Annotated in this window: 20 protein-coding genes; 5 read left to right on the top strand and 15 right to left on the bottom strand. The window is 54.6% G+C overall.

Annotated elements, in window-relative coordinates; translation table 11 throughout:
• Positions 1-14: 14 nt before the first annotated feature.
• From BLP45_RS05350 to BLP45_RS05405, 12 genes are all read right to left on the bottom strand, one after another.
• Positions 15-983 carry a hypothetical protein gene (locus BLP45_RS05350; protein ID WP_090370562.1) on the bottom strand — a complete coding sequence of 323 codons (969 nt, stop codon included), beginning with the start codon at positions 981-983 and terminating at the stop codon, positions 15-17.
• 187 nt (positions 984-1,170) lie between these two features.
• Positions 1,171-1,902 carry a heparin lyase I family protein gene (locus BLP45_RS05355; RefSeq protein ID WP_090370563.1) on the bottom strand — a complete coding sequence of 244 codons (732 nt, stop codon included), beginning with the start codon at positions 1,900-1,902 and terminating at the stop codon, positions 1,171-1,173.
• Positions 1,902-2,783, bottom strand: coding sequence for a hypothetical protein (locus BLP45_RS05360; protein ID WP_090370930.1), 882 nt, complete (start codon positions 2,781-2,783; stop codon positions 1,902-1,904). Before BLP45_RS05360 ends, BLP45_RS05355 begins: the two co-directional genes overlap by 1 nt.
• Positions 2,784-3,102: 319 nt before the next feature.
• The gene (locus BLP45_RS05365; RefSeq protein ID WP_090370565.1) at positions 3,103-3,924 is read right to left on the bottom strand and encodes a heparin lyase I family protein; all 822 of its coding nucleotides are present in this window, start codon (positions 3,922-3,924) and stop codon (positions 3,103-3,105) included.
• Positions 3,921-4,895 (bottom strand): hypothetical protein, encoded by a 975-nt coding sequence (locus BLP45_RS05370; protein ID WP_143002403.1) that lies wholly within the window; start codon positions 4,893-4,895, stop codon positions 3,921-3,923. The genes BLP45_RS05365 and BLP45_RS05370 overlap by 4 nt, the downstream gene beginning before the upstream one ends.
• A gap of 86 nt (positions 4,896-4,981) precedes the next feature.
• Positions 4,982-5,209, bottom strand: a complete 228-nt coding sequence (locus BLP45_RS05375; protein WP_090370569.1) for a hypothetical protein — start codon at positions 5,207-5,209, stop codon at positions 4,982-4,984.
• 426 nt (positions 5,210-5,635) lie between these two features.
• Positions 5,636-7,765 carry a portal protein gene (locus BLP45_RS05380; RefSeq protein WP_256327699.1) on the bottom strand — a complete coding sequence of 710 codons (2,130 nt, stop codon included), beginning with the start codon at positions 7,763-7,765 and terminating at the stop codon, positions 5,636-5,638.
• 237 nt (positions 7,766-8,002) lie between these two features.
• A complete protein-coding gene (locus BLP45_RS05385) occupies positions 8,003-9,256 on the bottom strand; it encodes a PBSX family phage terminase large subunit (RefSeq protein ID WP_090370571.1) in 1,254 nt (417 codons plus the stop codon).
• 32 nt (positions 9,257-9,288) lie between these two features.
• Complete coding sequence (locus tag BLP45_RS05390; RefSeq protein WP_256327700.1) at positions 9,289-9,819, bottom strand: terminase small subunit-like protein; 531 nt, start codon at positions 9,817-9,819, stop codon at positions 9,289-9,291.
• Positions 9,820-9,852: 33 nt separating this feature from the next.
• Positions 9,853-10,149 (bottom strand): hypothetical protein, encoded by a 297-nt coding sequence (locus BLP45_RS05395; RefSeq protein ID WP_143002404.1) that lies wholly within the window; start codon positions 10,147-10,149, stop codon positions 9,853-9,855.
• Positions 10,142-10,525, bottom strand: a complete 384-nt coding sequence (locus BLP45_RS05400) for a hypothetical protein (RefSeq protein WP_090370574.1) — start codon at positions 10,523-10,525, stop codon at positions 10,142-10,144. Before BLP45_RS05400 ends, BLP45_RS05395 begins: the two co-directional genes overlap by 8 nt.
• Positions 10,522-10,704, bottom strand: a complete 183-nt coding sequence (locus BLP45_RS05405) for a hypothetical protein (RefSeq protein WP_090370576.1) — start codon at positions 10,702-10,704, stop codon at positions 10,522-10,524. The genes BLP45_RS05400 and BLP45_RS05405 overlap by 4 nt, the downstream gene beginning before the upstream one ends.
• Positions 10,705-11,129: 425 nt before the next feature.
• On the opposite strand from BLP45_RS05405, the gene BLP45_RS05415 reads away from it, so the two are divergent.
• The 4 genes from BLP45_RS05415 to BLP45_RS05430 all read left to right on the top strand — a co-directional run bounded on the left by BLP45_RS05415 (position 11,130) and on the right by BLP45_RS05430 (position 14,515).
• Positions 11,130-11,702, top strand: a complete 573-nt coding sequence (locus tag BLP45_RS05415) for a hypothetical protein (protein ID WP_090370580.1) — start codon at positions 11,130-11,132, stop codon at positions 11,700-11,702.
• A gap of 62 nt (positions 11,703-11,764) precedes the next feature.
• Positions 11,765-12,178, top strand: coding sequence for a Bor/Iss family lipoprotein (locus BLP45_RS05420; RefSeq protein WP_090370582.1), 414 nt, complete (start codon positions 11,765-11,767; stop codon positions 12,176-12,178).
• A 31-nt stretch (positions 12,179-12,209) separates the two neighbouring features.
• The gene (locus BLP45_RS05425) at positions 12,210-13,775 is read left to right on the top strand and encodes an FAD-binding protein (protein WP_090370583.1); all 1,566 of its coding nucleotides are present in this window, start codon (positions 12,210-12,212) and stop codon (positions 13,773-13,775) included.
• Positions 13,776-13,933: 158 nt separating this feature from the next.
• Complete coding sequence (locus tag BLP45_RS05430) at positions 13,934-14,515, top strand: FxDxF family PEP-CTERM protein (RefSeq protein WP_090370585.1); 582 nt, start codon at positions 13,934-13,936, stop codon at positions 14,513-14,515.
• A 52-nt stretch (positions 14,516-14,567) separates the two neighbouring features.
• Here the strand turns inward: BLP45_RS05430 and BLP45_RS05435 are convergent, their stop codons facing one another.
• From BLP45_RS05435 to BLP45_RS14900, 3 genes are all read right to left on the bottom strand, one after another.
• Entirely contained in the window at positions 14,568-15,182 is a 615-nt protein-coding gene (locus tag BLP45_RS05435) for a hypothetical protein (protein WP_090370587.1), read from the bottom strand.
• Between the two features lie 12 nt (positions 15,183-15,194).
• Complete coding sequence (locus tag BLP45_RS05440) at positions 15,195-15,608, bottom strand: hemerythrin domain-containing protein (RefSeq protein ID WP_256327701.1); 414 nt, start codon at positions 15,606-15,608, stop codon at positions 15,195-15,197.
• A 344-nt stretch (positions 15,609-15,952) separates the two neighbouring features.
• Positions 15,953-16,150 (bottom strand): NAD(P)H-dependent oxidoreductase, encoded by a 198-nt coding sequence (locus BLP45_RS14900; RefSeq protein WP_371128732.1) that lies wholly within the window; start codon positions 16,148-16,150, stop codon positions 15,953-15,955.
• Positions 16,151-16,781: 631 nt separating this feature from the next.
• Here BLP45_RS14900 and BLP45_RS05450 point away from each other — a divergent pair.
• Entirely contained in the window at positions 16,782-19,286 is a 2,505-nt protein-coding gene (locus tag BLP45_RS05450) for a TonB-dependent siderophore receptor (protein ID WP_090370591.1), read from the top strand.
• Positions 19,287-19,332: the final 46 nt, after the last annotated feature.

The raw sequence follows: 19,332 nt of genomic DNA on the forward strand, positions 1-19,332 counted from the left end.
TCGGTTAATTCCTTTTAATCAAGATCGGCTCTCAAGGCTGATGCCTGTTGCGGCGACATCTTCATGAGCTTCTGAGTCAATTCAAATGGACTCAGGTTTTCAAGCTGCTCACGTTCAGAGGCGGGATTTGCTCCACCTTGAATATCCGACAAGGTTGTGGGTTTCCTCACTGGGGCGCTCGATAGCCTGGCCTGCGCTTCGGCTTTTGTCTGCTCCGGGTCGGCTTGTTTTTGTGGCACGGAGGCTTCCGGCATGATTGCCCTGACGCGCCGGACAACTTCCTGGAACCTTTCGGCATAGGCCTTGTTCGCCCATTTGCCGCTGGTTCTCAGAATCTCATCCTGCTTCAAGGCTTCATCCCATGCTTCCGGGTCCTTGCTTTCCCAATGCGTCAAGTCCGGGTTATTGTCCTTGGCTTCGGCGACTTGCTCTTCCACGCTGAATTGCTTCATGCGATCGGATTCCTCCTTTTCGCGCCGCAATTCCTCAAGCGTCTGGTTGAGCGTTTCGCCTTGCTTGCGACTTCCCTCAAGAACAGCACTGATTACCTGATGGAGATCAGGCATATCCTTCCTGATGGTTTCCAGATGTTTTGCGATGGCGTCATCCGCCTCGGCAACACTCGCACCAGTTGCGTTCTCTTTCTGTTTCAAAAGAGCTTCGAGCTTCTCGGCCGCTTGACTGTTTTCCAGTTGAGCGGCCTTCAATTGCTCGCGCAAAGCCAAGTTTTCCACCCGCAGTTGCTTGTGCTTTTCGTAAGGAATAATCCCTTTGCCGCTCTTTGTTTGAACGACCGGCTCATCTTCACCCGCACCGCTACTCGTAACACCGAGTTGGCTCTCCTGCTCCTCCTGTTCGGGTTCGTCCTTTGCCGCTTGCTTGCCGAGAATCTCGCCGAGCTTGTCCGGGTTGTTCTCCAGCATCTCGATTTGTTCCGGCGTCAGGTTTGCAATTTGCGCATCCGTCAGCTGATCTGCTTCCATTGCCTTTCCTCCTACTGCTTAACCCAGTGAGCGGGCCTGTCGTATAAGTGCGGCAGGGTTGATAAAACTGCGGTATCGCCGTGAGCGCGCTTCTAAGCTATTGGGGATTTTCCAAAAGTTCGAATTTGTAATAAAAAAGCCGCTCAGGATTGCTCCTAGCGGCTTGTGCTTTGATCTATATAGTAAGTTACAGCTGTAGCGTTCTTGCCGGCGCCAAAGGTACCCCGCCCATTACCGTCTGATAGCCGTCATTGCCAGACCAAATATTTACATCCCTAACATACATGGTCTTCGTGCCAACGGCCTTGTTGTAGTCGTAGATGCCCAATTTGAGATATGCGCCGACAACATCGTCATAAGCATTTGCGAATCCGTACCGCTTGAACATTGGCACCCTGTCCACGAACAGTTCCCAAAAACCAGTGGAATCACGCTGCCAGTTAGCATGGAAGCACATGGAATACCAGCGATCAAACTCGAACGGACAGTCCGCCGATCGGTACGATGAATTTCCAGGTGCAAGAACATCTACCGGAACCCTGGTAACGAGATGGTTACCCTCGAACGTCAGCAGAAATTGCGGTGCGGGAGTGGGAGCTCCCGCATTGGTTGTCTCGTGAATCTGCATGATTGCGCAGGCTGTACTGGTGGGCCATGACGGCGGAATCATAAACTTCCATGTATACCAACGCTCGCCCGTCGGATCGAGTTGATGACTGAATGTCATCTCAGTACGACGCCCGCCGTAGGTATCAGGATCCGTATCTTTCACTGTGCACTTTGCCGCACCGTTAGCCAGATCAAGCCTGCCTGGAACTCCCAAAAGCGCTGAGTCGTTGAAATACCCCGATCCCAGTGTCTGCAAGCTGAATACGCCCGCGAAAGTCGTAGACAGCGGATGGCTAGCCAAGAGCGTCATTAGAATGCGCTCGCCAGAAGCAGCTTGCCGGGGTTCGCCCTGAGTTGCTTGAACACGACTGTCATGCTTGCTAGAGTCGGAACGGGGTACGATGCGGGAAGCCTTAGGATTACACATGCCCGTATACTTGTGGCGATTCCGGTCGTGTCTCCGGGTGCCGGGGTGACAGACCCAATATTGACCGTATTCGTACTCCGTGTATCGAAGTCCGCACCGTTTGAGAATGTCAAATAGGCTGAACTGAAAAATGGGTCAACAGCACCGTCAACCCAGACACAATACTTTTTAGCCTGTCCATCGAGGACAACCCCGAAGTCCCGTAATGTGCCATTAAACGGCGTCGAAATTAAAACTCCGCCAAATCCGGAAGTAGCTCCGCGCAGTACCGGCTGAAGTTTGCCGCTGGCCATTACTCGTATCTGCCAGCCACGTTGTCCCGGCAAGGTATTGTACCCATCTCCGATCATACCTGTGTCGCTGCCCTCTGGCGTCCATTTACCGAGCATCCAGACAATGAGCTTCTCACCGCCAGAATAGTCAAAGTTGATCGCGGGTATGCGAAGAACAGAATCGGCCAGACTGGGGGCCGGGTCGATTGTCGAAGCGTAGCCGGGCACAGTTGTCCAGAGTTGCGAGACGGACAGATTGGCTCCTCGTACCGCGTGATTAATACCAGATTTATCGTAGAAAACGCTGTCGTCCGAGGCCTGATCGCCGGCGAAGCCGTGGAAATGATAGTATGGGTGCAACATCTCCAGATTCGCGCTCGCCGCATCGCCCGAGGCAATTAACTGCGACTCAATCACGGTGCCAAGATCGAGCATTACGCCCTCACCGTGCCGCGTTCCGCCAACTGTTTTGTCAAATAGTAATCGAATCATATAAACCTTATATCTTGCATGAGCCATCGCCAATTTCTCAGCCGCCGATTTGTCGGCATACTGCGACAACGTGACTAGTACTATTTACGAGAAGGCTTGAGCTGCCCGGCCGAAGCTCGGCGGCCGGGTGTCCTCAAGCATTTACCTTGACCTGTGCGGTGGCGATGTGGTTTTCGATCCCGTTGCCGGTATCGCGGTTGATAAAAAAAACATTCTCTTTTTATTGCCGCTACACAGGACAACGCCAAGCCGTCTCAAAGCGGCTTGGGATTTCCCCCGAAACTGCCGGGTCAGTCAAATAACTCGTTTATAGATTACATCAGCTTACGCGTCGAATCGTAGCGGTCTCGAGTGCGGAATGACCGGTTACTTCAAGGTAAGACGATGTACTGTCGCCAATCACCACGCCCTTGCTATAGCGCATGCGGACGGCCGGAGAGAGTGAACTAAAAAATTTATAGAAACCGCATTTGAAAAAGGGTCCCTCAGCATCATTATATGTGTTGGGCGCATTTGTTTCGCTGTATACCAGCCTGCGATCCTTATAGAGATGAAAGAATCCATTGGAGCTTGCCGCCCAATTGACATGTAATACCCACTCGATCCAGCGCATTTTTTCGAGCGGCCATGAGCCGTGAACAGTTAAATTAGGTGCGGCGGTAGTAGTCTGGGCAGCAGTATCCCATGTTCGCAGGAACTTCAGCTTTTTGCCCTCAACGTAAATTGCGAAATGAGGAAAGTGAGGCCGGTCCGTAACGTCGTCTGCGCTGTGAGCTTGCGCAATAATATCCTTCGAGCCGCTCAAAAGATTGCTTTCGGGATCAGCTGGTCCTGGTATCTCGTCTACCCATTCCGCGGGGAACAAATCCCACCATGCATACCATAACTCCCCATAGTCTGGACCTGCGGCTACAATGTCCCGCGCAAATGGACGAATCTCGCAGCGCCCGAGCGGGGCGCTTTTCATAGTAAGTTTTGCGACAGGCGATCCGCTCCCTAATGGGTCAGTCACGATTTCATAAGAACCCGCTTCGCTTGATGAAATCGTGGGAGGGATCGAGGGTAATGGACTACGCTCTATGCGATCGTATAAACTGAAATTCGGTGTAGTGTTAAACCGTCCATCGAAAAGGATTGTCATACTTCACCTCTCGAAAATCTGTGATAGTTCGACACGGCGGCACGTGCAATCAGATCATCAATATTGCCAGGTAGCGAACCTGTCCACGCGAATGCGTGACAGTCGCGGAAGCCTGCGGCATGGGCGTTGTTTGCCGCTGCCCCGCCGAAACGCAGGTCTGTGGTGAAGTTCATCGCGGCCACCGCAGATAGGTTCAGAGCGCCGATATTGAAATCCCGATCCCCATCAATCCAGATAGCTGCTGTTGCGTTTGGCCCATCAAGGGCCAAAGCGATATGGTGCTCGGTGTTTGTGGAGCAAGCCTCGGCAGCGGAATTGATCGATGTGACGACGCTCCCGGCATGCGCCACTTGTAGCCTTAATCTGCTCGCGTCACTCGAAGCAACGTGCAGCCTAGGGCCGTGGGTGAGTCCACTCGTTCCATTTCCAAAAAATGACCTGCCGGCAACCAGCGTTCCAAATCTGACACGAAAGAAACAGAGAAAGGTGTCGGCAGGCCACACGAATCTTCTACGAAGCGTGGTGTAATCAAGACGACCTGCTACCGCGTCGAAACTTCCACTCGACGAACTGGACATGTAAGGAAAAGAACCAAATGCCACGGTATCAAATGTACTTTGGCCGTATAGCAGGTCGTTCCCCTGACCGGAATAGTCTTTGATGTAGGCAGGGTAAACTGTTAGGTTTCCGCTGCCTTGGCGTGTGATGTCAACTACACCGTTTCCCGCAAGGGCATCGGTTTTAGTCAGATGCAACGTCAACCGATCAGCCGTCGGTTTACCGGCATAATACATAACACTGTTTGACAACCCGCCTGGTATGGTGCCGCTGCTTCTCACTTTAATGGGGGTGCCTGCCACCGCCCATGTAGATGATGCAAACCCTGTAATCCAGTTATTGGTTGCATCCACTGCTGAAGTGGAAACCTGAGTCAGAAAAGCATATGTGGTCGGAGTAAGCCACATCGACATGGGCCAGTAGCCTATATACTTGGGGCTCGGTGTAGAGGCAGGTGACCCCGACGAGAGCAGGGAATTTGACATTCTTTCGGTTAGCTTCATACCAATGTCTTTCCACTGAAGGCAATTTTGCTGGCACCCGTTTCGACCGTATGGGATTTAATATCTACTCGGTAGCAGGGCGTGGCGGCACCGAATTGAAAAGACCTGCGTTCGCCAAGGAACACTGTCTCACGGCTGGTGGCGACGCCCAGTTTGGTTGCGGCGTCAGCATCGTCCAGCGCATCGAAAACAACGTAGACTGCCTTGCCTGCAGCGGATCCCATGTCACCATATCCTATAACCAGAGAGCTCAGCCCGGACACAAACCTTTTTAAGGTTGGCGTTGTAGACTGATTATTGATTTCATCCGTTACGCCAACGCCGTAAACTTCCGACCGGATGACTAAAGTAGTATCGCTAGATGCTAATGGCCACATTATTTTTTACTCCTATAAAATTTCAATGAATGCTCCGGTTGTTGCTCATAGTCCTGTAAGACGGATGCGTGAAAACTTTAAAGTGAAAGCCAATCAGTTGTTGAGGTGCTCTGGATCACGGCTTAAAATATTCAATTCCGCCATCTGTGAAAATTCAATTAGCCTTCCGGCATGTGAGTATTGGTAATTGGAAGTTAGGCGCTACTGACTGCGCTTATGAACGGTTTTATTATTAAGACTCGCCATTCATTCGATCTCCTCCTCAAGTATTGTTCAAATATTGTTTCGTGCTTGCTCTATATGAGCCATCAGGATTTTTTCCGTCTTGAGTTTCGCGGTAACCTCGATCCGCTCCTGCTCAATATCCAACTCGCGCGCCTTTAAATCCAGTTCCACTGATTTGTCAGCTAACCGCGCTTTCAATGCTTCGATTTGCTGCCGCAACTGTGCAACCTGACCTTGATCTTCGCCGTCTTGCGAGCGCCGGAGGTTAAGTGTTTCCGCTTCAGTCTTTTCCACATCTGCCGCTTTCAGAGCCATTTCCAGTTGGCTCATCTGCTGCTGAATAGCTTGCTGCTGCATCTGCTGCGCCTGCCCAGCTTCCTCCTGCGGTATTGAGGGAATCATATTGCCCACCTTGCGCAACTGGTCCGCCAACTCATGCCGATTCGGCACATCGGTTAATTCCAGCATGGCTGGGTAGAGAACAGCCTGATATGCCGGGGGTGCGGCCTGCACAATCTGCGTGAACGCCTGCAACTGCTGCGCCCTGAAACTCGGCGTGGCGGGTATGTCTTCCAGCACAACCCTGATCTGCGCGGTCTCGATATCGTTCTCGATCACCGGGCCGGAATCCGTCATCACCTCGCGGTTGAAATACACCGTCTTTTGCTTGTTGCCCTGCCTTACCGCCACAGCTGAGGGTTTGCCCAGCATGTCGTATTTGACGAACGCCAGAAGCTGCTCCCCGACCAGGCGCCGGGCATAGCGGAAGTTATCATTGGGCTCGGCCAGTACTGTGGAGCCCTGCTGCACCAGGTTGTTGATGGCAACACCGCTGGTGGCTTGCGTCGACGCACCCAGCATCGCGCGGTACACGCCGCTCACGGCTTCAATCCTGTGCTTGCGCTCCTCGACCAGCTGAAATACTTGCGCAGCCAGTGCATGTTCCCGCGTCACCCTGAATCCGCCGGCATTTCTGCGCTGCGAATTCAGCACGGTCATCGACCGCAGACTGCTGATATTGTGCGCAACTTCCTGATACGTGTTCTGGCTGAGGTCGAGCGCGTCGTTATCCACTTCGACTTTTACCGAATTCAGGACCTCGTACAGCAGAATATCCAGATCGAGGATCTGGTCCTGCGGCCCGCGCATATCGCGAATCAGGCCATACGGCGTCCTGCTGCGGTCCTTGCGAAAGCACCAGAAGGGCACATATGGGAAGTTTCCGTGCGGCAACGGGGTCGGGACATCCATCAATTTATGCGGCCCCAGCCAGATCGCGACCCGCGTTCGAGGAAGCAGGGATTTCTGCACGTGCACCAGGCCGCTGCCTAGCGCGGCCTGGTGATACGGGTTGTCTTCCCGGTATTCAATTGCCTTGCCCTCAGGCAGTACCAGCACAAATGCATCCTCAAAATGCCGGTACCACAACTCGGAGAGGCGAACCATTCCGGAACTGCGATTAAGATAATCTTCCTGGCTATGTCCCCACGCCTGCTCGATCTCGTACGCCCGCGCCATGCCCGTATCGGAACCTTCGTACACGTCCAGATTGTTCCATCCGTTCCAGCTGTTGCCGATGAGCTCGGTCTGGTCCGGAAACATTCTTGCAACTTGCGCGCGGTCAACCCATTTATTCCGCCGCAAATAACGTGCGTCGGACAAGTCCGGCTCTTTCGATGTCCAGTCCCACCAGATTTCATTGCGATGGATTTCCCGCACGCGGTACGGATACTTGAGCGGATCAAACTCGCGTGACACCTCGACCCATCCGACACCCGCGCGGATCATGCTTGAATAGGCATCGGATATGGCCCTATCCGCCCTGGATTCGGTTTCGACCTCTTTAATCTTTGCCGAGAGTCCCTCGGCGATTTCGGCTTGCCGCTCATCATCGGCTGTGATCTTGTAATCCGTGCGGCTGCGCGCCTCGATACCCAGCACCGCATTGATCGTCGGCTTGATGAGATTCGAGTCCTGGGGAGGAATGCCAGCGTCTTTTAAACGCTGGTTTACCTCTACCGATGTCTGCGCACCATCGTAATAGTCGCAATCGGTATCCGAGTCGAGCCGCCATTTCGGCTGGTTGCGTAGCTCCCGGCTGATGCGGTCGTATGCCTCGATCGATATGTCCGCCCCGATATCCGCCAATGTGTCCGCCCCGGCCGAAGAGTCGATCATCCTAAACCCGGCAGTTGGGCAGGGTGGAGGGTGCGGTTTTTGGGGTGCAGGGCAAGGCGCAACGACGCGGAATGGTTGTTCCATTCCAAGAAGTTGCAACGCAGCCATGTGCCGCAAAAACCGTGCAATCCGCCCTGTAGCGAACTCACCTTATCGGTGAAGGTCAAGTGACTCAGGAAGCCTTTGTGGGTCATTGCGCTAAATTAAAAAATGAGCGGTCAATTGCCGGATTTAGGATCATGCGCGCCAGCCTTTCATGCTGATCCCGCGCGCGCTGCCGGCGGGCTTATCGTCTTCCGTGGATACGGCAAAATACCTGAAGGCATCCGACGCGTGGCTGTGGTAGTCATGCAACGGCTTTCCGCTCAATTGCCTGGAATCAGGATCCACATCGAATCGATAATGCCGCAAGCTCTGCAATCCTTCGGCACACCTCTCGGCATCAAAATAACAACGATTGAATAACGTTCGCGCGGCATTGATACCGTCGGAAACGGATAGATTCGGCACTATCCTCACCTTGCGTCCCGCGGCGAGCATGATTTCCTCCACGCTGCGGCCCGTCGCCAGAGTCTTGGCACGGGCGTCGTGCGGCAGCCAATCCGTACCGTACAGGTATGCCTTGTCCTGCAGCACCGAAATATAATGTTGAATGGGCATCTGGTTGTTGGAGTAATAATCGATTAGCCGGAGCTCGCCGCCGACGGATTGCGCAAACCATATGCTGGTGTTATCGGCCCAGCCCAGATCAAAGAACGTATGCACCAGTCTCGCCGCATCGTAAGGCACGCTGCATATACGTCCCTCTTCCTGTGCCAGCCTCAACTCCCTGGCGTAGATCGCGCCATCCAGCGTTACCCTGCAATGGCCTTCCCACACGTTCTGGTAGGCATCGGGATCACGCGCCTTGAGCTCGTCCTTTTCCCGTAGCAGCGTCTCCGGAAACCACGGATTGTCGTTCCAGTTGATCTTTACCACCGCTGCATCCGTCGGTGGATTGATGACAAAGCGCCGGTGCGTCTCGTCGGTTTCCAGTTCCGGGTTGTACGTGACCCAGATTTCCGAACCATCTTTGCGGATAGTCGGTATGAGCGTTTCCCAACTGGATTTGCTGACGGTCTGCGCTTCCTCCACCCAAACCCGGTCAACGCCCTCGAACGATTTTATTTTGGTTACATTGTTGCGCAACCCGGCGAATAAGAACTCGGAACCGTTTCTCCCTAAAATGACGTTATTCTGCACTTCGTAAAATGATCGCAGTCCGATAGCGGCGATCTGGGCTTGCAGCAGGTGATGCACCGACTCGGCAATCGAATTCTGGAACTCGCGTGCGCACAGTATGCGCAGCGGCGTGGCTGCGGCCTGGATCAGCAAAGCCCTGGCGGCACCCCATGACTTCGCGCCGCCACGCCCCCCGTATAAGATCTTGTATCTTGCAGGTTCGAATAAAAACCGGAGTTTTTGGGGAAATTCCGCCTTGTGCGCGGCCATGCGGCTAGGAAACGCCGGGAAACATGGGGTGATTACTTGGTTGCGGCGCCCGCGTCGGCAGCGGCAGTGGCAACGAAGGCCACCTCGACCCGGTGCACGACCGACTTGCCGATATCGCCGCTGTCGTTTCCATTCAGTAATTTATCCCCATATTTTTTCGGAGCCAGCCTTGACGCATACCATTTGCGTGCATCGATGCGCAGCTGGGAACGCGCGATAACCTCCCGGTCTATTACCTCACGCCCCTTTTCGTCGGTGTAGGTATCTTTCGACCCGTCGTCCGAAATTTCAATGATTTCTTCCGCATAGGCGTCGATACAAAGCTCCTTGGCACGCAGGTATTGCCGCATAAGCTCCGCATCGCTCGCCAGCCAATTCCATAAAACCCGTTGGCTGATGCCGGCCTCGATACACATCGTCCGCGCCGATTTACCAAGCGAGATGCCGGCACAGATTGCATCCAGCAGCTCAGGGGTTTTGATTGTCGGCGCACCCCTTTTTTTGGCTGCCGGCCCTGCGCTCGCCGTAACTTCCGCCAGCCTCAAGAATTCACGTTCATTCATGATTTAACCTAAAATTGAAAAAAAGCAGGTCAATTACCGAAGCACATCACTAGGTTCGACCTTCAGCGGCAAGCTGTTGCATCCCTTTACCGCCGCAAGCAGCTTAATCTCGCATGCCGAGCGTTCCTCGATCTCGGTTCTCAGAGCCCGATTGATGGTAAGAACATCGTCCTTCACAGACACGCGATCAATCGCATAGGCTGACTTGCACTCCGCGGGGGTTTCCACATGGCATAAGACGGCAACCGGTTTTTCGACGACTTGTGTCTGAATGACGGGTTTGCCGGCGCAACCGGCCAAAAAACACATGAATGGCGCCAATCTAGTCATTTTGATGGCGGCTCTGCACATACCTTATTTGCTCGACGGCGAGCGCTTCGCATTGTTTCGCTGGCGCCACCGGCGGAAGAGCGCGTATTTTTTTAGCATTGTCCGTCCGCTTTGCCGCTGCCGTTGCCGCGCCTTGCATTGCCCTGGCCGCGTTTTTTTCCCTCGCGGCCGTGGTGGCGGTCAGCGTCTCCATCGCCATGCGCGCGGATTGAATATCGGTAGCGCATTGATCGTTTGCCGCCGATAACACTGCATTATTGGAATTGAGCCGCTGTATCTGCGAGGCCATGCGCCAGTCGCTCAGCGCAAATCCCCCGCCAAACGCAAGCGCGGCGAGGACGGCAATGACGATTGCGGTAATCGCTGGAGTGATCATCCCAGATAATCCATTAGGCGGCTCTGCGAGCCTACCCGAATGCTGACGGTCTGTTTGCGGCCATTTTCGCCGCTTGCCCGGCGTCCATAGACCAGGCTATGGACTTCTTCCAACCGACAAAACTGTCTCGCAACCTGCCTCGCCATCAACTCGCGTCCTAATGGATTATCTGGGATCATTTGCGTTGCCTATGAAAAATCCGCCCGGATCGGGCGAGAAAGCCCGCAAAAGCAGGCAGCCATAAAAAAAACCGCAAGCGGCAGGCGGTCGTAAAAAAACCCGCACTCGGCGGGTTTTGGAATACCGGACAAAAAAATACCCGCTTAAATGGGCGGGCAATAAAAAACCCGCCTGGGCGGGTTCGGTATAAACATTGTCCTGCGCATAGAAATGCACAATATGGGTTCGCATTATATAGCGTTACCGGCGTTTGTCAAGGGATTTGTTGCCAGCTTCTAAACAATGCCAATCCGGCCCTTTTCCTGCATTGACTTCTCTTTGACGAATGCTATAAATAATTGCGGAGAAGCGGGCTGGTATATAATCGTTTGCAACAGACCATGAGTTTGATTCCTGGGTATTTTTTGAATAAACTGAAAGCGCAATGACCAAACATTCCGCATTGCTCATCGTACTCGGCTTGGCCGCTTATTCAGGTCATTCAGGTTACATCTCGGCGCAGGAAGTCAACTACGCGGATGCAAACATGGGCTTCGGTCCGGTGGGGATGACTCAGGATATGGCGCAGAACAGCCCGTTCCTCTCGCCGGGAGCAGCCCCGGCGCATGGTCATTCTCCCCAATACCCCGGAAACAGCTTCCCTCCCGCCCGTTCATCCGGCTATCCCGGCGGCCCGCTGGTGGTGCTGCCTGTGCCGTTACCCGCGAATGGCATGTCCGGATTGAATAGCGGGTCGGGGTTCCCCGGCAGTTACATGCCGCAGGGCACGCCTCTCCACCGATTCAATGGTTATATCGTGTGCGATCCCCCTGACCTGGCTGCGGAGGCAACGACAGGGGCAACCCCGAAGCGCGTGGTCAAGATCACAACAACACGGTCCCTTTCCGCGCCCGGTCATTCGCAACCATGCCCTGTCTACACGGTAAACGGGGAGATCCAGAGGCAGAAAGACTATACAACGGGCACCACACCTCCGGTTCCCAATGCACTGCAATGATCCGGGTGACAAACAAGCGTCAGACGCCTGCCATAGCACATAGCAAAATAAGGAGAGCGGCAATGACTTCCGCCACGGGGATAGTTCCCGAAATAATGAAAGGTCTTCGCGCAACATGTCTTATCGCCAGCATGGCCGGCCTTCTGGTCCTGTCCGGCTGCGCCAGCTTCCAGATCACGGTGCCGGATTCGGATCCTATCCAGCCCAGGGGATATACCGAGGGGTATCTGAAGAAGACCATGCATGCCTACTTCTGGGGACTGGTGCTTGATCCGCAGGTTCTCTCGGCCGAATGCGAGGGCCAGGGCATTAATGACGTTATCATCTATCGCACTCTGGCGCATGACCTCGCGGGTGTTGTTACCCTTGGTCTATGGATGCCAACGGAAGTTTATTTCCGGTGCAAGGCGCCCCCAACGAGACCCGGGATACTTCCGTCGCCTTCTAAAAGACCGCGATCACGGCAGCTTTCCTGAGACCGATTCTGAAAGAATAAGGAAATAAATCATGCCCAATGGAGACGGACGCAGTTTCTTCAGGCCGCAGACGCTCGAAACCGGACGACACCAGTCCTATGAACAGGCGCTGGAGGGAGAATACGCCTTTGATATCGACCGGGGCGAGAAGCCGCCCTTCGAAACCTACAACAACGCGACCGGGGAATTGCAGGGCATCATCCAGGCCTGTATTCAGGATGGCGCGTCGCTGCGCGCGCACGGCAGCCTGTGGTCGCTGAGCACGGTCGCTGTTACGAATGGCCGTCTGATCGACACCACTGCTCTGCGCCTGGCGTTCGAGGTGCCGCCGGACTTGACCGACGCAGCGTATGCCGGAGACGCCGCGAAACTGCGCTTCGTCGAGTGCGGCAACTCCGTTGCCGCGCTGAACGACTATCTCTTTGCCGCCGGCCTGTCGATCAAGGGTTGCGGCTCCAACAACGGCCAGACCATCGCCGGCGCGCTATCGACAGGGACGCATGGTAGCGCCTACCGATTCGGCGCCATGCAGGAAATGGTGGTTGGCTTGCACCTCATCACCGGACCGGACAAGCACGTCTATCTCGAACGGAAGTCTTCCCCAGTCATGCTGCCCGCCTTCGCCGAAAGCATCGGCGCCGATTTCATACAGGATGACACGCTGTTCAACGCCGCCCTCGTGAGCTTCGGCTCTTTTGGGATCCTGCACGGCATCATGATCGAAACGCGCGAGCTGTTCCTCCTCAATGCGGTGCGCTTCCGGCATCCCTACGATGCCACGCTCAAGGCGGCGATCGCCGCTTGCGACCCGACCCTGGTTCCCCTGCCGGCGGAGGCCAACGCCGTGCCCAGGGATAAGCCCTATCACTTCGAGATTTTTTTCAATCCCAACGAGGGCACGCCTCCCGCCGAGGCGATCGTTCTCATCATATATGAAGGACCCTACGACCCGGACAACTACACGCCCCCGGAGTGGAACGCCGGCGAGCCCGGGCTGGGTGCCTCGGGGCTCGATGTCATGGGAACGCTGGTGGGCAGGATACCCAGCCCCCTCAACAAGCTGGCTGTGCCCTTCCTGAACAGCCAGGTGAATCAGGAATTCGCGCCCTACTTCAAGCAAGCCCTTATCCGCGACCTCTTCCGTGGCGAGAAGACTTTGGGCAAGACGCTGGCCTGCGGGGTCGGAATGCCGGTGGCGCGCGCGGTCGAAGCAATGGAAATTGCTTTCAAGGCATATGAGGATTCAAATGTGGTCCTGCCGGTGATCCTCTCGCACCGTTTCGTCAAAGGCACCAGGGCGTCGCTGGGATTCACCCGCTTCGACACGACCGCGATCATGGAGCTGGATGCGGTGAACACCCCGGAAACACGCGCGTTCTACAGTCGGGTCTGGAATGATCTGGATGCGGCGGGAATCCCCTTTACGCTGCACTGGGGCAAATACAATTCCTTCCTGACGCCGGAGCGTGTACGCAACCGCTATGGTGATGCCGCCGTCGATCAGTGGATTGCGAGCCGCGAAACCCTGCTGGAAAACGCGGCGGTGAGGCAAGCCTTTACCAACGCCTTCATGGCCGATCTGGGACTGGCGACATAAAAGATTGGATTCAGTAAGAGCCATAAATCGTCATTCCGGGCCTGACCCGGAATCCAAGCTATGTGTGATAGGTGTAGTAAAACCAACCCGCCAAAACCAAACACGATATACAAACCATGACCGGTTACCGGCGCGATGAATTCAACTAAGAGGTAACAATGATAAAACCACTTTTAGCCACCGCCGCGCTAGCGATCTCGACGTCCGCAAATGCGGTGACTTACGAGTACGGAAACCTGTTATCGGGTAACTATGCTCCTGCCGAAAGCTTTGCATCGCTCACCGTGAATAATAGCGGGAATGTTTATGACGTGACCTTCAACGTTTTTGACCTGGACGCGATTTTTACCCAAGGCGCATTCATCGGTGCTGTCGCGATCAATAATGTGCCGGGGAATGATTTCGTTCCTACCATCTCAAACATTTCGGGCGACGCGCCTGTCGCGATTTCCCCTGGAGTTGGCCCAACCCCAATTTATGAAACCCGGTTTGATTTTACCGACCCGCAGTCACGCTTGACGGCTAACGAGTCGGTGTCTTTTACTGCTACCTTCACAAATACAGTAGAACCGGATATCGCCAACTTCGCCGTTCATGTTCAAGGACTCACCGAGGTGCAAGGCGGCAGCGCCTGGTATGTCGCCTCGGCCGTGCCGGAACCCGAAACCTACGCGATGCTGCTTGCGGGGCTGGGTTTGATGGGTTTCATGGCCAGAAGAAAGGCTTCGTCAGTCAAATAACAGGTGGGGCATCCCGCTGTAACCGCATTCAGGCAAGAGAAAATCCGGTCGATTATTGCACGGGGGTGACGCGTATCACGCGCGGATCGTCGGCAAACTCCAGCAGCAGGCGCCGCACCCTGTCCTGCCAGGCATCGGCGAACGCAGTCCGCTGGGAATCATCGGCCGTATCTTGCAAAATGGCCGCCATACGCGCTCCCTGGGCGGGATCTCCCGGAACCGGGGAAACATCGAGGCTGACAGCGACACTTTCACCATTGTCGAGGCGTTTGAAGGCAATGGCTTCCCCTTCGCGATGATCCGCAAAACTCAGTAATCCCCTCCGTCTGAAGCGCCCCTGGATGCCGTGAAAGCCATTATCGGCGGCGGCGCCGGTGAGTAGCGTCAGCACTTGGGCAACGACGCCGGTAGTGCCTTCTTTTTCCGGCGCGGGCATATGTACAGCAATGGCGCCACGCTCGGCGGGGGCATCCGGATAGAGCGCGGTCAGTGCCGCGCGTCCGACCAGGAACGCGCCGGCGACAGTGGGGCAGGAATGGCCTGCCAGGCGCACCGCATCAAGATAGCGGTATTCGAAGAGGCCGTCGCGCGCCGCGCCAAGCATGGCGGCGAATGGATCGTAGGTACGCACAACCGGGGCTTGTTCATAGAAGTCGGGAAAGTTCATGCGGAATCACCTTTATGGGTTGGATTGGATTGGGCTAGGCGTCGTGGCGGACGCGACCGCAACGCAGGGATGCGATTGCAGTTGTGGAAAAAATGTGCGTTCCTCATACCGGACATGCGCGATTGTAAGGTCAGCGAATCGGCGCAGGCGCGCCGCCGGCTCAAGTGAACAGGGTCCCCCCGCGAGGGTACGCAGTTCGGCATGATCAGCAAAAATACGCGCCATCAATGCGGGGTCGAGCGTATCCGCCGCCATCCGTATCAGCCGCTCCTCCTGGTCGACGTGCGCAGCCATCAAGTTGTGCCAGTGCGCTTCGATACGGGTGATGGCAGCCGCACAGGCAGCCGCATCATTGTCATTGGCGGCGTGCTTGGCATCACGCGCCATGACCAGCGAGGTATGATGCTCGCGAGATAACGCGAGCAAGGGGCCGATCCGGGGCATCTCAGCCGAAGGTAGTACAGTTGATCATAATTCCAGGTCCGGTGACAATCCGTCAAGGATGAAAATCAAAGAATTTGTGCGGATACGAGGCGAAAACGAATAAAAAAATGCGCGTCGGTCGATTGCTGGACTCGGGATAATGATGCGATCAAGAGTTTCAATTGCCTCATTGTTTTCAGCGCCTGTGCCCATTTATGCAATTCGTTCAGCAACGATGTACCCGAGCTCAGGTGATGAGGACTAGGGGTAAGGTTCTTGTCATGATCAGATAGCCCAGCAACATTCCGCACTGCGAGCCTCCACTATTGGCATTATCTTCAATGTCGTCAAAGTGAGCTTTTGCACGAGGGTCGAGCGCTGTCACGCGAGACTCCACCATAACTGACAATCCCGGCAGGTTTGTAGTTCCATTCCCTGTTAACGTGATTCAGCGCGTTGGAAAGTGACCGCGGCGGTTGGTAATTGTATTTCGGGTGACGCATGCATAAGCGTCGGCCCGCATTCATGCCGGCGGCCCATGACATCGGCTCCTCCCCGGGAGGGCGAGTAGGTGGTTTCCAATCGGCTTATCGGCACCCATATTGATGCCTCCTTTTATAGTCTACGGGTTTTTAAAATCAACCCTGGCCATGCAGTCGAAGAGATTTCATTTAAAATTACTTGTAAAACAAAGAATTATTAAAACAACCTGCAGTTCTACATTAACAGTACAAAGTCCCTTCACGCCTTCCTCCCCTTAAATCTCATACCCGGCGGTACGGTTGGAGCACAGAGGTATAGAAGGGGATGAAAAGCATTCCTCGGATAAGCCTCTGCACGAGAAAACAAAGACATCCCGTCTGCTGCCACCCTCGATAAATCCCCATGTTTTTCCGCCGTTAGCGATCCTTGCCTACATCGTACCGAACAGCGGAACTTGCCTATGAAAATATAATTGTAGGTGGCTCTGATTTATGTGGAAGTTTATTTGCCGTTATGCTATAACGCGAACGCGTCGCATTATTAATACCTTTAAGATTATTGATGTTATTTATAAAGGCACATTAAAGCTGCACCGTACAAGGCGATGCGGGGAATCAATATATAGAAAAACAACAAGAGCTTAAGTGCAAAAATAAAGCTGGCACAATCAATTAATTGCAAAGGGGAAGTATCATGCGACCGAGTAATGTCCATTTAAAAGCAGCGTGCAATCGCATCGCGGAAAGCGGCAACAAAAAAAAGTATCGTCGTACTTCGCTGGCAAAAGTATTGGCATTGCACAGCGCGTTAATCTGCTTTGGGGTGAGTACCGCCGTGATTCTCCCCGGCAGCGCTTTTGCCGAAACGGATAAGCCCGTTAGCGCCGCCGTCCAGGCATACGATATCTCATCCGGGTCGCTTGAAACAGCGCTCAATCAATTTTCGAAACAGGCGGGCATAAACGTTTCGTTCGCTGCGGCGGATGTGAAAGGAATAGCAGCCCAGGAACTGAAGGGCAGCTTTACCGTTCAGGCCGGGTTGAACCGCCTGCTGGCGGGAAGCGGCCTGCAAGCGGTGCCGCAGGCCGGCGGATATGTCATCAGGAAATCTACCCCGGCGGACGCTCAAGTCGCCGTCCTGCCACCGGTCAATGTCACCGCGCACACGTTAGGCCCGGTGGACGGTTATCTCGCCACGCAGGCGTTCAGCGCTACCCGGACCAACACCCCTTTGCGCGATGTACCGCAATCCATAACCGTTGTGACGCAGGATCAAATCAGGGATCAAAATATGCTGGGCATCTCCGACGTGGTACGTTACGTGCCGGGTGTCCATGTATCGCAAGGGGAAGGCAATCGCGACGCGGTGATTTTCCGTGGCAACAACTCGACAGGAGATTTCTATGTTGATGGGCTGCGCGATGACGTTCAGTATATTCGCGATCTCTACAACATACAGCGGGTTGAAGTCCTGAAGGGTTCCAACGGCATGATTTTCGGCCGTGGCGGCGCCGGCGGCGTGATCAACCGTGTAACCAAGGAGGCTGGCTGGACGCCTATCAATGAAATTGCGGTACAGTATGGGTCTTTCAGTCATAAGCGCATCGCAATCGACATCGGCCGACCCTTGAATGATGTCGTTGCATTCCGGCTCAACGCCATGTACGAACATTCGAACAGCTTCCGTAACGGGGTGGAGCTCGAACGTGGCGGGGTCAACCCCACCTTTACCATCAAGCCCGGCGCGCAAACCAAAATTGTTTTGGGTGGGGAGTATTTTACCGATAACCGCGTGGCGGATCGCGGCATCCCTTCGTTTGGAACGACATCTGGCGTCATTGATTCAGGCCGTCCGGCCGACACCCATCGCTCGACATTTTTCGGCGATCCGAACCGCAGCCCGGTCATTATCGACGTCAAGGCACTCAACTCGCTTGTGGAGCACACATTCGACAACAACCTCACCGTGCGCAATCGCACGCGTTATGCCGTTTACGACAAGTTTTACCAGAATATATTTGCCAACGGAGCGGCAACCACAGGAACGGTAGCTATTCAGGCCTATAACGATGCGACCGAGCGCAGCAATGTTTTCAATCAGACCGATTTTTTGTATACCCTGAATACCGGTCCGCTAAAGCATGAGTTCATGGCCGGCGTGGAGTATGGCCGCCAGGTGACGGATAACTTCCGCAATAACGGCTATTTCAATAACAATTTTACGGGGGGCGGCAGGAATTCAAGCGTACCCTTTTCCAATCCGATTAGCCTGACTCCCGTCACATTCAGACCTGACCCACTCGGCATCGCCGGTGGCCCGACCGCTAACAATCACGGCGTGGTCGAAGTAGCCGCTGTATATCTGCAGGATCAGATTACACTCCATCCTAAACTTAACGCCATCCTGGGCTTACGCTACGATAGCTTCGATTTAAAATTCCGCAACAACAACAATGGTCAGCAATTCCATGTTACCGACAACTTGCTTTCACCAAGAGTCGGTTTGATTTATAAGCCGATCGAATCGGTTTCGATTTACGGCAACTACAGCCTGGCCTATGTGCCCCGGGCCGGCGACCAGTTAACCTCGCTAGCGCTGAGTAATGCGGCGCTTAAACCGGAACAGTTCACGAATCTGGAGCTGGGCGCCAAGTGGGATGTCCGTCCCGATCTGGCGCTTACCGCGGCGCTATATCAACTGGACCGCAGCAATGTCATCGCACCCGTTCCCGGTGATCCCAGCCAAACCATGCTGGTCGACGGGCAGCGCGCCAGGGGAGCTGAAGTTGGCTTGATCGGACGCATCACCCCGCAATGGAGCATCATGGGAGGATACGCTTATACGGATGCCGAAATTACTCGCGCGATAAGCGGTGCCAACGCCGGCGCGGTGGTGGCACAAGTCCCCAAACATACGGTGTCGGCGTGGAATCGCTATGATTTTTCGCCGGTGCTGGGCGGCGGGTTGGGCGTGGTTCATCGCAGCAGCATGTACGCCTCGCTCGACAATACCGTGCTACTTCCGGGTTATACGCGGCTGGACGCGGCAATCTTCCTCAAGCTCACCAAGGTTTTGCGGGTGCAGGCAAATCTTGAAAATATAGCCGATGTCGACTACGTTGCGGCCGCCCACAACAACAACAACATACTGCCCGGTGCGCCACGCATCTATCGCGTGACGGTCATCGCAAATTTTTAGGTTCATCAGAAGGGGGAGCCGGCCATTTACGCAATCTATCCATGAA

Origin of the sequence: Nitrosospira sp. Nl5 (assembly GCF_900102495.1) — a bacterium.
Classification (GTDB): domain Bacteria; phylum Pseudomonadota; class Gammaproteobacteria; order Burkholderiales; family Nitrosomonadaceae; genus Nitrosospira.

Bases quoted from the DNA above. Each gene is read 5' to 3' on its own strand.
- BLP45_RS05350 (WP_090370562.1), bottom strand. From the start codon at position 983: ATGGAAGCAGATCAGCTGACGGATGCGCAAATTGCAAACCTGACGCCG.
- BLP45_RS05355 (WP_090370563.1), bottom strand. From the start codon at position 1,902: ATGACGCTCTTGGCTAGCCATCCGCTGTCTACGACTTTCGCGGGCGTA.
- BLP45_RS05360 (WP_090370930.1), bottom strand. From the start codon at position 2,783: ATGATTCGATTACTATTTGACAAAACAGTTGGCGGAACGCGGCACGGT.
- BLP45_RS05365 (WP_090370565.1), bottom strand. From the start codon at position 3,924: ATGACAATCCTTTTCGATGGACGGTTTAACACTACACCGAATTTCAGT.
- BLP45_RS05370 (WP_143002403.1), bottom strand. From the start codon at position 4,895: ATGTCGATGTGGCTTACTCCGACCACATATGCTTTTCTGACTCAGGTT.
- BLP45_RS05375 (WP_090370569.1), bottom strand. From the start codon at position 5,209: ATGGGATCCGCTGCAGGCAAGGCAGTCTACGTTGTTTTCGATGCGCTG.
- BLP45_RS05380 (WP_256327699.1), bottom strand. From the start codon at position 7,765: ATGATCGACTCTTCGGCCGGGGCGGACACATTGGCGGATATCGGGGCG.
- BLP45_RS05385 (WP_090370571.1), bottom strand. From the start codon at position 9,256: ATGGCCGCGCACAAGGCGGAATTTCCCCAAAAACTCCGGTTTTTATTC.
- BLP45_RS05390 (WP_256327700.1), bottom strand. From the start codon at position 9,819: ATGAATGAACGTGAATTCTTGAGGCTGGCGGAAGTTACGGCGAGCGCA.
- BLP45_RS05395 (WP_143002404.1), bottom strand. From the start codon at position 10,149: ATGACTAGATTGGCGCCATTCATGTGTTTTTTGGCCGGTTGCGCCGGC.
- BLP45_RS05400 (WP_090370574.1), bottom strand. From the start codon at position 10,525: ATGATCACTCCAGCGATTACCGCAATCGTCATTGCCGTCCTCGCCGCG.
- BLP45_RS05405 (WP_090370576.1), bottom strand. From the start codon at position 10,704: ATGATCCCAGATAATCCATTAGGACGCGAGTTGATGGCGAGGCAGGTT.
- BLP45_RS05415 (WP_090370580.1), top strand. From the start codon at position 11,130: ATGACCAAACATTCCGCATTGCTCATCGTACTCGGCTTGGCCGCTTAT.
- BLP45_RS05420 (WP_090370582.1), top strand. From the start codon at position 11,765: ATGACTTCCGCCACGGGGATAGTTCCCGAAATAATGAAAGGTCTTCGC.
- BLP45_RS05425 (WP_090370583.1), top strand. From the start codon at position 12,210: ATGCCCAATGGAGACGGACGCAGTTTCTTCAGGCCGCAGACGCTCGAA.
- BLP45_RS05430 (WP_090370585.1), top strand. From the start codon at position 13,934: ATGATAAAACCACTTTTAGCCACCGCCGCGCTAGCGATCTCGACGTCC.
- BLP45_RS05435 (WP_090370587.1), bottom strand. From the start codon at position 15,182: ATGAACTTTCCCGACTTCTATGAACAAGCCCCGGTTGTGCGTACCTAC.
- BLP45_RS14900 (WP_371128732.1), bottom strand. From the start codon at position 16,150: ATGTCATGGGCCGCCGGCATGAATGCGGGCCGACGCTTATGCATGCGT.
- BLP45_RS05450 (WP_090370591.1), top strand. From the start codon at position 16,782: ATGCGACCGAGTAATGTCCATTTAAAAGCAGCGTGCAATCGCATCGCG.